Here is a 12371-nt window from a genome sequence, read left to right on the forward strand (position 1 = left end):
CGTTTGCGTAAGGATTTTTGCCAATAAAAAAGCTCTACTTGTTGTAGAGCTTTTGTCGACTTGGCTGCGTGACTTACACGTTAACGAAACTTAGTGGAATGTCTGGGTTAAGTGCTTCCAGTGTCGATTGCGTGTCAGCCAGATGGCTAATCTTACCTTCTGAGTTCTCAACCAGAGCTGCGGTTTTGATCTTATCGAACGTTTCGCCTGCTAGCAGAACCTGAATCAGCGCAACCTGAAGAGGAGGAAGGCTAGGATTGAATGCCGCATTTTCAGCGTATGCACCTTGGAAAACTCGGCCATCAGTAAGCTCTAACGCTAAACCACTAAGGTTATTGGTGTAAGGAGCATGGCTCATGTTCATTGCGTCGACAGCTTTTTGAATCAATGTGTCACTGTCGTCACAGCCGAACTGATGTTTAACCTCTGCCATTAAGCCTGATGTGATGCCCAGATCTGCAGGGCCGAACGCTTCAGGAAGGTACTCGTGCAGTGATTTCTCTTCACGTTCTGGCAGCTGTACTTTTAACTCTTTGGCTGTAGAAAGCTCATTCATGAACTGACGACAGTGACCGCAAGGGCTGAAGTTAATGGTAATGTCCGTCAGGCCGCGTTCACCTTTCATCCAAGCATGGCTGATTGCTGATTGCTCGGCGTGAACGGTTTGACCTAGCTGAACACCAAGGAACTCCATGTTTGCCCCGAAGTAAAGACGCCCTGAAAGGCCGCGAACAATTGCGCCAACATAGAATTCAGAAATAGGAGCGTAAGAATAAGCAGCAGCAAAAGGAAGCAGAGCGACACGCAGCTCTTTATCTGATAGGCCAGTAGCGGAAAGTAACTGTTCAAACTGCTGTACTGAAAGAGTGGCATCAAAATCATCGGCTAAGACGATTGGAGCAAGTTGGTTTGAAAGTGCTTCAGGAGCGCTTGCTAGCGCTTGTTCAATGCGACTTTTCATGTGGAATCCTTGTTATTGCATGGACAGTTATTCTATGCAAAGTAGAGAAATGTTCTGTGCTTTAGATCACGGTATGTGCTGCAAGTAATTTCTTCGTTACACAATTAGAGTGATGTCACACATGTATTCGATTGCACAGGCGTTGAGTGTTAATCGCGTCTCATAAATATATCAACTCAAACGTATATACCCAAACAATTGAAGATCGTGTGTTACGACAATTAATGGTCGAAGCTGTCAACTAAGCTTATCGAGACATGGCCAAAGTAGAGAGTAGGGAAAGGAAACTATTCGGCCTGCAGAGAGAGGAGGCAGGCCGAGTATTATTGACTATTGGTAGAACCAGACTGCTAAGGCGAAAAAGCTCGGAGCCAAAACAGAAGTGATAATGCCGCACAATACTAGTGCCAGTGATGAAAATGCTGCGTCAGCGGGTTGTTTCTCTACACAGGTCGCTGTACCAAGAGCGTGTGACACGGTACCCATAGTAAGGCCGCGGGCAATAGGGTGCTTAATACCAATGAGGTTATAGATTGGGTAGGCGATGATCGCGCCCAGCAAACCAACCAGAAGAACCATTATTGCAGCAACCGCCGCTTCTCCGCCAAGATGACTGGAGATTTCCATCGCGATAGGGGTGGTTACAGATTTACCTACTAGACTTGCGATTAAACTAAGCTCGGTATGGAATGCCACGGCAATCAAGGTCGTCGTCATCATTGACATCACGCTGCCCAGAACACAAGCGAAGAAGATAATACGCCAGTTTGCTTTGATTTGCGGAAGCTGTTCATAAAGTGGATAAGCCAACGCCACTACCGCAGGCTGTAATAAGAAGCTGAACACTTCATTGTCGGCGTAGTAAGTATCAAAGGGTACCTTTAAATACGTCAGCAATGGAATGATAACCGCGATACTGATAAGTAGCGGGTTCACAAGTGGGTGGTTGGCCTTAACTGCAATTTTTCGGGCAATAAGGAAAACGACAACAGTGAGGATAATCCACATATCAGTGCTTCTCCTTAAGCAGGTAATCTAACAGCCACGCCAAACTTACTAAAACGATCAATGTTCCACCTACTGCGCTTGCCAAAATAGGCAAGGCGTTGGCAAATAGAAGGTCGAAATGCTGCATAAGGCCGACACTAACAGGAACAAACAACAAAATCATATAGCGTATGAATAGAGTCGCGCCGGGTTTGACCCATTCAACTTTGACGATGCCAATGACCATAGTAAAAAACAAGATGAGCATGCCGATGACACTGCCCGGAACAGAAATGTCAGTGAACTTTTGAATAGTAACTCCGATACCAAGTGCGCCCATGATGAGAGAGAGGGAAATAAGCAGTTGGATCAGGTGTAATAATCGATCTTTTATCATTTTGAAAGCATATAAAAACGTCAAGTGCACCCAAAGGTGCCCTTGATTGACTGATAAATTAAGAGGCCAGGCTCTCCACGTAGCGATAAACAGATTTTAATAGCGCGATTTTCTTTTCATCACTCTCGTGCTCGTGAACTAAGTTTTCCAAATTCATCATGTACTCTTCGATTTGGCTTTCAAATACTTCACGGCAGTGCAGTGCCCAGCGTCTTTGTTCTTGTTCATCGAGCGTACCCGGGAAGTTTCGGGCTCGATAACGGAACAGCAATGGCTTAATACGTTTATCATCGAATTCGATATCCAGTGCTGCGAGGTTGTTCGGGTCAGTTTCTCGGATGATATCCATTGCTGTGCGATCTGCTGGAGAGAAGAATCCATCGTAAAGCTGGGTATCCACATCATCATCCTTTTCAAATTTGCGCTCAACGGCAAACAGGCTGATCAGCTTCTCACGAATCTCTGGGTGCTGACGAAGTAACGCTAGGTTAGTTAAACACTGTTGACGATCAATACCGATAGACTCTGCATTTTCAGCTGTCAGTGTTTTTGCTGGCGCTAGTATAGGGCACTTGTTCAGGTGTACCAGTTTGACAGGCACAGGTAACAGATCACCGAGTTCTTCACGCTTGGTGTATAGTCTTTCATGTAGTTCTTCTGCGGACAAATCAAGGATTGGCTGAGGATCTTTTGCCAAATCAATGGTGATTACCGCATTATTATTGGTCGGGTGCCATGCAACCGGAACAATCCAGCTGGTGTACTGGCACTCACGTCCTAACATCCCTGATACGTGCATCAGAGGTGTCATATTGACGATATCGACCAGCTCGTTCAGCTTACGTTTTTGACGCATCGAGAAGAAATACTCAAACAGTTTAGGTTGAGCAGCTTTGACTTTTTTCGCCATCTCGATAGTCGCGATAACGTCAGCCATCGCATCATGCGCGTTGCTGTGTTCGATCCCATTTCTAACGGATAGATGCTCTAGCTTAAAACTAGTAAACCCGTCTTCATTTTCAGGCCACTCAATGCCTTCTGGACGAAGCGCATGGCATGCACGCATAACATCAAGTAGATCCCATCGTGAATTGCCGTTCTGCCAGCTCCATGCATACGGATCAATGAAGTTGCGGTAACAGGCATAGCGCGTTACTTCGTCATCAAAACGAATACTGTTGTAACCCAAACTGGTGGTGTTTGGCTTGGATAATTCTGCGTGGATTTTGGCAATAAATTCAGGTTCAGAAAGGCCATCCTGAACAGCCTTTTGAGGGGGAATTCCTGTAATCAATGCCGCTTCAGGTGAAGGGAGATAATCAGCAGGCGGCTGGCAATACATAACTAAAGGTTCGCCGATGATATTGAAGTTTTCATCTGTACGAACACCAGCGAATTGACTTGGACGATCCTTGGCGGGGTTGGTGCCCCAAGTCTCGTAGTCAAAGAAGAAAAAAGTGGGCTGATTATCTTGGTGCATTGTGCTTACCGTTTACGGAACCGATGAGAGTATTAGACCATTCAAAGCCTTAACTCGCAACGAAAGATGTGTGTTTACACGGTGAATATGAAAGAGCACGTCGGTAAACATTTGCTTGGTTAGTGTCGAGCTAATGCCGGTGTGATTTATAAGTTGATAGTTAGTTGTACTGAAAAGTGATTCCTTTACATAACGCATTTTGAAAAGCTTAATTTTCTCGCCCGTATGACTCTCGTGTCTTTTAGCAGTATCTATCTTCAATTTGTCTGGTTTGGTCTTGCTTTCATCGCATTTTTCTTAGTTTACTTTAGGTTATACGTGTGGTGATGAATACAAGCTTGCAGTAATACAGTAATCGGTTAGGCTTGGTGGTTGGGTGCTTATGTTTAATGTAGCATCATTCATACACACATTTTCTTGGGGAGAATCAGGTGCTTCTTAAAGGTTTTCATCATGCAGCGATCATTTGTTCGGACTACCCAAAATCAAAGGCGTTTTATACAGAAACCCTTGGTTTAAAAGTCATAGCTGAAAATTATCGGGAAGAAAGGCAATCCTACAAGCTTGATCTTGCGCTGCCTAATGGTAATCAAATTGAGCTGTTTTCTTTCCCAGAGCCGCCACTGAGGCCTAGTCACCCTGAAGCGAGGGGGCTTAGACATTTGGCATTCATTGTTGAGTCCGTTGAAGATATGGCAATGTATTTGGTTTCTAAAGGAGTGGATGTCGAAGCGATTCGAACAGATGAGTTCACCGGAAAGAAATACACATTTTTTAAAGATCCAGACGGACTTCCGCTAGAATTGTACGAAAACTAACTGTTACTGCCAGGCAGTTAATTCAGCAGATGTCAGATGTTGTGAAGTTCTGCCATATGATATTATTGCTGTTTTTCGGTAGACATAGCAGATGAGTAACGACCATTTCCAGGGCAAGTACGAAGTAGAACTAAAATATCGTCTTCGCTCAAAATCAGAGTTCTTAGACATCTTGAATCAAATACCTCATGAAGTGATGCTTGAAGATAACATTGAGTGCGACTGGTATTTTGATTTTCCTGATAAAACGCTAAAAGCCGAGAATAAAAGCCTCTGCATTCGTACAATGGAACCGTCCGGAATTAACTTGTGGATTGTAAAAGGTCCTGAGCCAGATAGGTGTGAAGCTACCAATATCACCAATGCTAAAAATGCCGTTAGTATGCTCGAAACCATGGGTTACGAGGTTGTTCTAAAAGCAGAAAAAGTTCGCAGTATCTACTTTGTAGGTGAGTTCCATATTACGGTTGATTCTTTAGCTGGTATTGGTGATTTTGCTGAGTTCGCTGTCATGACTGATGATGATGCTCTGCTATCACGATATAAATCTGAACTTGAAGCGCTCGCACTCAAGTTTGGACTTACTCAATCTGCTCTCCAAACGAAGTCGTATAAGCAAATGTTTGAGGAAAGTGCAGAAGCCATGAACACAATAACCCCGCAGTAAATTCGTTAGATTTATCTGAGTTGATTAAACATGGAATTCATACAAGTACAACTAGAGTCAGAATTAGTCACGCTAGATATGATCGTATTCTGGGGATCCATAACGTGCTTTATTGTTTTTGTTGCGGGCATGGTGAGAAGAGAAAGTGCGTTTAGTATCAGCATGAAAGTGCTGCTATTTGCCCTGATCTTTACGCTCTTTACCTATCCAGTAGTTTCCAGATTTCATCAGTTAGAGATTTTGGACAGTCGTATACACTTAGGCTATGTGTGGTCGGCGCTAGATAAAGATATTGAAAAGTCAGATATAGAGAGAGTAACCTTCGATGTCGGGACTAGGAACAGAAACTGTCATATAAACTTGAATACCTTTTCTGGTGATAGGCATCGTAGTGTGGTCCTATCTCGTGATGTGGCGGTTTGCAAGACTAAAAAGGCGGAACTGGAAAGTTATCTGGGCATTTAACTTGAGTGGCTTATGAGTTCGTTAGCTGCTTATTGGCTTGGAACGCTCAGAATCAGGATTTCAATGGATGAAAATTATACGATAGTTTGTTCTAGGACTCTCAACAAACTCTGATTACTGAAATACCAGAGTTTATGATCTTCACACCTTAGCTTAGTTTCAATAGACATAAGAAAGTTGATATAGCAGAGTAGGTTAGTTCAATAACACAAAAAGGACGTATAAATGTTTAGTCACGTTATGGTTGGCTCAAATGATATCGATGAATCCAAAAAGTTTTACGATGCCATATTGTCAGTGCTTGGTTACCAGGAAGGTATCATAGATCCATATGGCCGCTGCTTCTATTTTCATCCAGAGGGTACTTTCGCTATTACCGCACCAATTAATGGTGAAGAAGCTACTTCAGGTAATGGAATGACTATCGGATTTAAAGTGGATAGCCCAGAATTAGTTGAGTTGTGGCATAAAACTGGTCTGGAAAGTGGTGGTGTAGAATGTGAAGATCCTCCGGGTGTGAGAACTGGTGGTCCACGAGAACTGTATCTCGCTTATTTGCGAGATCCTGCAGGCAATAAACTTTGTGCAACTCACATTATGTCGTAGCCAAAACCGCATTACTTTATTGCTAAAATCTAAATCCAACGCTAGGCGTTGGTTTTTTATTGTCTTAAAAGAATAGATATTTGTAGAACTGCAGAAGGGGGGCGGGAGTCAATATGCGAAGCCCGTTAACGCGTGGTTAGTCAGGCTCCGCGTACAGCTTTAGTCTTGAGCGAATTTAACTCTGATTTTGCTCTTGGCTACGTTTGTGTGATGTAGACCTTCAAGTGCATTTTTCGCTTCCTCAGCATCCGGCATTTCAACGAAAGCGAAGCCTTTAGATTGCCCGGTTTCCTGGTCTAATACGAGGTTACATTCATTGACCGTGCCGTAGGCTGAAAAAAGAACACGAATCTCATGCTCTGTGGTGGTTCGCGCAAGGTTGCGGACTAAAAGTTTCATAGTGTTTTGCCTGTAGTAAGTTGCGGCCATTGTCTCAGGTATATTCTGACAAACCAAGCAATTAATACCCGTCACTGGGTTCAAAAAATCCTAAGAGTATGTTTGCTGTACAGATTATTGAGATGTTTCTTCACATCGCATTTGCTAACGGGCCAGTCAACATCGATGACAACGCAAATATTTCTTATAAAGTTCCGAAAGTCATATTAGATTTAAGGTATCATGCACAATTGATTAAATTGTAGTTACTCATGAATATACCGGTTAAAAACACTTCTCCCGAAACACCCTCCTGTTCTAACTGTAAAGCCTGTTGTTGCCGGCTCGAAGTTATGATCATTTCAGATACTGGTGTGCCAGAACAGTACATCTTACGTGACCAGTATGGAGGTGAAACCATGATGAGGCTGGATGACGGGTGGTGCGCAGCTTTGGACAGAGAAACGTACATGTGCACCATTTACGAGAACAGGCCCTGGATATGCCGTGAGTTCGAAATGGGGTCATATGAATGCATCGATGAGAGAGTAAAATTTCTTTAACTCTCAATTAGCCCTCAATTTGGTCCAGTATTTGAATACATTTATTGGCAATATCTTGGCTGCTCCCACTCACATGAGCAGTCACAATCGCACCTTCTTTAATAATGCAGACAGCATCAATCAACGCGTCGCTTGGGCTTTGCAGATGCTTAGCTATCAATGACCGAACTTCTTTTTTGTGTTGGCTACAAAAGCGGGCAACGTCACAGTTCAAATCACTGAACTCAGCAGAAGTATTAATAAAAAAACAGCCTCTGAAGTCACCTAGTTCTGGTTCTTGATTATTGAACCAGCTCGCTAATGCGGAAAATAACCTATGTATCACTTCCCGATTTGAGGCTGCTCCGGAAAGCTTTGTATCAAGCCAGCCAGAAAACGTGTCGTGCCTTTGTTGTAAAGCGGCCAAAACTAACGCTTCTTTACTTGCAAAATGGGTGTAAAGCGTACGCTTAGCGACACCGGATACGTTAAGTATTTCATTGATGCCTATCGAATTAATCCCGTTGGTATAAAAAAGGGACAACGCAGTATCGACAAGTAACTGACGCTTTTTGCTCATAAGACTCCTCCTGGAAAAGCAGTTTGACAAAAGTAGACCGGTTTGTCTATTTTTGTTTTGTAGACAAATCGGTCTACTTGTTTGGAGCTTAAAATGAAAAATATAGGATTATCGATCATTGCAGGTGTTGGGGCATTTTTAGCAATCGGGTTACTCTCTTTTTTTTGATTCAACTATGAGTGATGTTGCTCTGCTAATGGCACCTTTTGGAGCAACGGCTGTTTTAGTTTTTGGTGTGCCGGATAGCCCTTTGGCTCAACCTAAGAATGTTATTTTCGGGCATCTGATTACATCGCTAGTTGGTGTCATTTTTACCCAATATATCGGCGTCTCGCCACTGACACTTGCGCTAGCGACTGGTATTGCTGTGAGTCTGATGCTGATAACGAAAACCACCCATCCGCCAGCAGGAGCAAACCCTCTGTTAATAATGCTTTCTGGTCAGGGGTGGACGTTCCTGGTCACGCCAGTTTTACTGGGCGCTATTCTGATCGTTTTAGTCGGTAAAAGTATGCAAGGGTTGCTCAAACAGTGGGCAAAAAGTTAAAGTGCAGCAAGGCTTGATGTGCATGGAGGCGCAATGAATATCGGGATTTATATCTACGATGAGGCAGAGGTTCTGGATTTCTCTGGCCCCTTCGAAGTGTTTAGTACAGCGAAGCGATTAGCAACAAGCGACTGGAACGTCTTTCTCGTGGCCGAAAATAAGGATGCTGTTGCTGCAAGAGGCGGATTCAACATCTTGCCCCACTATTCCATTCAAGATCACCCTGATATTGATTTACTCGTTGTTGTTGGTGGTGTACACACGCAGGAAATGACGAAATTAAATGTACTGAACTGGATAAAGTCAGTCGATAAAAGTGCGAATCGGGTTGTGTCTGTCTGCACTGGTGCATTCTTGTTAGCGAGTGCGGGACTACTTGATGGATGTAAGGTTACGACTCATTGGGAGGATATTCCTGACTTGAAAAGCAGTTTTCCAGATTTACTTGTTATCGACAATAAGCGCTGGGTTACCTGCGGAAAGTACATCACATCTGGTGGTATCTCTGCAGGTATCGACATGAGTTTACATTTGGTGTCTCAGTTACATAGTGATGAGCTAGCGAAAGTCGTTGCGCGCCAAATGGAGTACCACTGGCAGATAAACAGGTAATTTAGTGTTGAGTGACGCAGGTAAAGGAAGATAAATGAAGACAATAGGTATGTTAGGTGGGATGAGTTGGGAATCAACCGCCAGTTACTATAAAGCGCTTAATGAAGGTGTTAAATCTCAGTTGGGTGGCTTACATTCGGCGAAGATCTGTTTATACAGCGTCGATTTTGATGAAATAGAAAAGCTACAGCATCAGGGTAATTGGTCAGAAACGGCTTTGATTCTGGCAGAAGCCGCTAAATCAGTAGAACGTGGCGGTGCCGATTTTTTAATGATTTGTACGAACACAATGCACAAAGTTGTGCCAGAGATTGAATCGCAAATATCTATTCCGATCTTACATATCGCCGACGCGACAGCAAAAAGCCTGGTACGAGACGGAGTTACGAAAGTTGGTTTACTGGGAACACGTTTTACAATGGAACAAGATTTCTACAAAGGCAGGATCACCGAAAAGTTTGGAATAGAAGTTATTGTTCCTGACGCCGACGAACAAACTTTAGTTCATGACATTATTTATCAAGAACTTTGCCTGGGACAAATTAATAGTGACTCCAGAGAGCGTTACTTGGAAATAATTGCCAATTTACAGGCCCAAGGAGCTCAGGCAGTGATTTTGGGATGTACTGAAATTGCATTGTTAGTGAAACAAAGTGATACGACAGTACCCTTGTACGACACTACACAAATTCACGCTACGCATGGCGTTGAGTGGGCTCTAGGGCAGTTAAGGAAGTGAGTTTGGAAATCGTCATTGGGAATAGCCCTGAGATCATAGAAAGTGCACAAGCTATCCGTTATCAGGTATTTACGCTTGAGTAGCAAATACCGAGAGAACTGGATCTGGATGGCTTAGATGAAACCTCGATTCACGCCTTAGTAACCCAGAATGATGCTTTGGTTGCTACCGCACGTTTAACCATCAAAGCAGACCGATCTTCTGTCATGGCGAGAGTTGCCGTTACCGAGCCTTATCGAGGTTTGGGAATCGCCTCGAAAGTCGTTCAGTCGTTAATGGATTACGCTCAAAACAATGGGGTAAGCTCGATCGAAATTCATGCTCACGGGTATCTGCGAAACTACTATGAAAAGTTTGGCTTTGAGTTTATCCGAGAAGTGGAAATAGTGGGGGAACATCAGTTAATCGAAATGCAGTATCACACTGGGTGACGTTGTCACCTTTATTTTCGAGTGTTGGTTGTAGGTAGGCGTTAATACTGAGGATATGCCTATATGGAGTGATGATGGATTCAAAGCAAGTCGTGCTTAGCTTCTGGGATGCAATGAAGTCAAATGACTTCACTCAAGCGAGCCAATTCCTGAGTGAAGGTTTTGAAGGATACTGGCCACAATCCGGCGAGCTAATTTTAGGCCGAGAAAATTTCGCGGCCATTAATTCGTACTATCCAGCTCATGGTGTCTGGCAATTTGAAATTCACTCTGTCGTGTGTGAAGGGGACTCCGTGGTGACCGATGTATCAGTAACGGATGGTGCACAAAGTGCCAGAGCGATAACGTTTCACACAGTTAAAAATGGGTTGATTGTTAAACAAAAAGAATTCTGGCCAGACGAAATGGCAGCACAAGATTGGCGAGCGAAAAGGGTGAAAATTGTGCCAGTTGAATCACAAACCGAGCTGAGTGTTTAGTTAGTTATCTCGTCAGGGGGGAAGGTTATGATTTTAGAAACAAGCAGGTTGATCCTGCGTCAGTGGAAAAGTGAAGATTTCCAGCCTTACGCTGAACTGTGTGCAGATCCACATGTGATGAGATACCTCCTTTCAACACTTTCCAGCCAAGAGAGTGAAGAGCAAGCCACTAAAGCTCAAAACCTTATTGCTAAGAACGGCTGGGGTTTTTGGGCGGTCGAACTAAAATCAACAGCTCAGTTCATAGGGTTTGTTGGTTTACATCAGCAGGATGAAGACAGTGGCTTTCCGAATGCGCCATTTATTGAGATTGGTTGGCGGTTGTTGTCTGAGTTTTGGGGGCAGGGCTATGCACCTGAAGCAGCGGAAAAAGCATTAGAGTTTGCTTTTGAAGAGCTCGACGTTCCGACCGTCTATGCATTTACCACCTTACAAAATGTACCTTCACAGCGCGTCATGCAGAAAATAGGTATGGTTGATACTAAGCAAAACTTCAATCACCCGAAGGTTGAGAAAGGGCATCCCTTAGAAAGGCATTGCTTATACAAAATCACTAAAGAAACCTGGCGTGAAATCCCAAGGTCTACAACTCGTTGTTAAATCAGGTAACCCAGCCTTCCCATTGGAAGGCTGGCAATATTTCCGCTTTTGAATTTGTTATTTTCTACTCACCAGATGGTTAGAGGCAGCAGCAGCCAAAAGTGCCGCGCCAATTACCAAGGTTTGGTAGTACGCAGGAACCAGCGTCAGCATACCGACTGTAAGAGTCATAATGATCAGGGCACCAATGAATGATCGCAGTACTTTTCCTTCCCCGCCGCTGAATGCTGTGCCACCAATCAGTACCACAAGAATAGCGGTTAGCTCCATACCATCTCCAGAGAGAGGATCACCAAGGGACATAAAGCTAGAGCGTGCGATTCCAGCCAGTGCAGCTGTTGCTCCAACAATCGCATACAGAGCAAATACCACTAAACCCGTTTTAATTCCCGATAGTTTAGCTGCGGTAGGGTTACCACCCGTTGCGGCCGCGTACTTACCCAACAAAGAACGGTTTTGCAGGATGATGAGTAATGCCGTGACACCAACCGCGACCCAAAACGCCATTGGTAAGCCAAGCAGTACAGCATCGCGCCCATAGTCATTAAACCAGGCTGGCATTTTCATATCGCCCATAGATTTGATTGCAGATACGCCATCTTGTACTAGAAGCAGGGCAACGCCTTTATAAAGGCTCAACGTAATCAAGGTAGCAATAACGGGAGTGATGTTAAATTTGACCACCAGAAGTCCGTTTATTGCACCTAACAGCACGCCGCAAAACACGGTAATCGAAAATGCAGCCCAGAACGGCACACCATTGATCGCAAGCATGGCATAAATCACGGCGGTTAACCCCATGGTGCTACCGACGGAAAGATCGATGTACCCAGACACCATGAGTAACGTGAACGCCCCGGCTAAAACAAGCAAAGGAGCGGAAACGCGCAGGATATTGATGATATTTTTCTTGTAAAGAAAGTTACCGCGTTCAAAAAGCGCATACTGATCTAAGTTAACGCTGCTCAGGAACACGACGATAGCTGCAAGCACAAAGTAGATGTAATAGTTACGAATAAACTCTGCGGCTTGGTTACCGAATGTTGGTGATGAGTTGAGTGATTTAGTAGTTTCAGACATAA

General features: G+C 43.9%; 15 protein-coding genes and 2 pseudogenes. 10 read left to right on the forward strand and 7 right to left on the reverse strand.

Going from position 1 to position 12371, the window contains the following annotated elements; translation table 11 throughout:
* Positions 1-73: 73 nt before the first annotated feature.
* From cdd to sbcB, 4 genes are all read right to left on the reverse strand, one after another.
* Entirely contained in the window at positions 74-961 is an 888-nt protein-coding gene (cdd, locus tag KHN79_RS06215; RefSeq protein WP_182007977.1) for a cytidine deaminase, read from the reverse strand.
* A 330-nt stretch (positions 962-1291) separates the two neighbouring features.
* The gene (locus tag KHN79_RS06220) at positions 1292-1969 is read right to left on the reverse strand and encodes a CidB/LrgB family autolysis modulator (RefSeq protein WP_182007976.1); all 678 of its coding nucleotides are present in this window, start codon (positions 1967-1969) and stop codon (positions 1292-1294) included.
* A 1-nt stretch (position 1970) separates the two neighbouring features.
* Positions 1971-2345, reverse strand: coding sequence for a CidA/LrgA family protein (locus tag KHN79_RS06225; RefSeq protein ID WP_182007975.1), 375 nt, complete (start codon positions 2343-2345; stop codon positions 1971-1973).
* A 58-nt stretch (positions 2346-2403) separates the two neighbouring features.
* Positions 2404-3825, reverse strand: coding sequence for an exodeoxyribonuclease I (sbcB, locus tag KHN79_RS06230; RefSeq protein ID WP_182007974.1), 1422 nt, complete (start codon positions 3823-3825; stop codon positions 2404-2406).
* A 431-nt stretch (positions 3826-4256) separates the two neighbouring features.
* On the opposite strand from sbcB, the gene KHN79_RS06235 reads away from it, so the two are divergent.
* The 3 genes from KHN79_RS06235 to KHN79_RS06245 all read left to right on the forward strand — a co-directional run bounded on the left by KHN79_RS06235 (position 4257) and on the right by KHN79_RS06245 (position 6381).
* Positions 4257-4643: a VOC family protein gene (locus tag KHN79_RS06235; RefSeq protein WP_182007973.1), complete on the forward strand. Its 387-nt coding sequence runs from the start codon at positions 4257-4259 to the stop codon at positions 4641-4643.
* Between the two features lie 91 nt (positions 4644-4734).
* Positions 4735-5310 carry a class IV adenylate cyclase gene (gene cyaB / locus KHN79_RS06240; protein WP_182007972.1) on the forward strand — a complete coding sequence of 192 codons (576 nt, stop codon included), beginning with the start codon at positions 4735-4737 and terminating at the stop codon, positions 5308-5310.
* Positions 5311-6000: 690 nt separating this feature from the next.
* Complete coding sequence (locus KHN79_RS06245) at positions 6001-6381, forward strand: VOC family protein (RefSeq protein ID WP_182007971.1); 381 nt, start codon at positions 6001-6003, stop codon at positions 6379-6381.
* 159 nt (positions 6382-6540) lie between these two features.
* Here KHN79_RS06245 and KHN79_RS06250 read toward each other — a convergent pair whose 3' ends face one another.
* Positions 6541-6780 carry an RNA-binding protein gene (locus KHN79_RS06250; RefSeq protein ID WP_182007970.1) on the reverse strand — a complete coding sequence of 80 codons (240 nt, stop codon included), beginning with the start codon at positions 6778-6780 and terminating at the stop codon, positions 6541-6543.
* A gap of 251 nt (positions 6781-7031) precedes the next feature.
* Between KHN79_RS06250 and KHN79_RS06255 the strand changes: the two genes are divergently transcribed.
* A complete protein-coding gene (locus tag KHN79_RS06255; protein ID WP_182007969.1) occupies positions 7032-7322 on the forward strand; it encodes a YkgJ family cysteine cluster protein in 291 nt (96 codons plus the stop codon).
* A 7-nt stretch (positions 7323-7329) separates the two neighbouring features.
* On the opposite strand, the gene KHN79_RS06260 is transcribed toward KHN79_RS06255, so the two are convergent.
* On the reverse strand, positions 7330-7881 hold the full coding sequence (locus KHN79_RS06260) for a TetR/AcrR family transcriptional regulator (RefSeq protein WP_182007968.1): 552 nt from the start codon (positions 7879-7881) through the stop codon (positions 7330-7332).
* A gap of 93 nt (positions 7882-7974) precedes the next feature.
* Here KHN79_RS06260 and KHN79_RS06265 point away from each other — a divergent pair.
* From KHN79_RS06265 to KHN79_RS06290, 6 genes and pseudogenes are all read left to right on the forward strand, one after another.
* A pseudogene (locus KHN79_RS06265) lies at positions 7975-8428 on the forward strand (HPP family protein).
* Between the two features lie 33 nt (positions 8429-8461).
* Positions 8462-9040 (forward strand): DJ-1/PfpI family protein, encoded by a 579-nt coding sequence (locus tag KHN79_RS06270; protein WP_182007966.1) that lies wholly within the window; start codon positions 8462-8464, stop codon positions 9038-9040.
* 34 nt (positions 9041-9074) lie between these two features.
* Positions 9075-9779, forward strand: a complete 705-nt coding sequence (locus tag KHN79_RS06275; protein WP_182007965.1) for an aspartate/glutamate racemase family protein — start codon at positions 9075-9077, stop codon at positions 9777-9779.
* 2 nt (positions 9780-9781) lie between these two features.
* A pseudogene (locus KHN79_RS06280) lies at positions 9782-10210 on the forward strand (GNAT family N-acetyltransferase).
* Positions 10211-10284: 74 nt separating this feature from the next.
* Positions 10285-10689: a nuclear transport factor 2 family protein gene (locus KHN79_RS06285; RefSeq protein WP_182007964.1), complete on the forward strand. Its 405-nt coding sequence runs from the start codon at positions 10285-10287 to the stop codon at positions 10687-10689.
* Between the two features lie 27 nt (positions 10690-10716).
* On the forward strand, positions 10717-11289 hold the full coding sequence (locus KHN79_RS06290; protein WP_182007963.1) for a GNAT family N-acetyltransferase: 573 nt from the start codon (positions 10717-10719) through the stop codon (positions 11287-11289).
* Positions 11290-11346: 57 nt separating this feature from the next.
* Here KHN79_RS06290 and KHN79_RS06295 read toward each other — a convergent pair whose 3' ends face one another.
* Complete coding sequence (locus KHN79_RS06295) at positions 11347-12369, reverse strand: ABC transporter permease (RefSeq protein WP_182007962.1); 1023 nt, start codon at positions 12367-12369, stop codon at positions 11347-11349.
* Positions 12370-12371 lie beyond the last annotated feature (2 nt).

Source organism: Vibrio sp. B1FLJ16, from assembly GCF_905175385.1.
GTDB lineage: Bacteria > Pseudomonadota > Gammaproteobacteria > Enterobacterales > Vibrionaceae > Vibrio.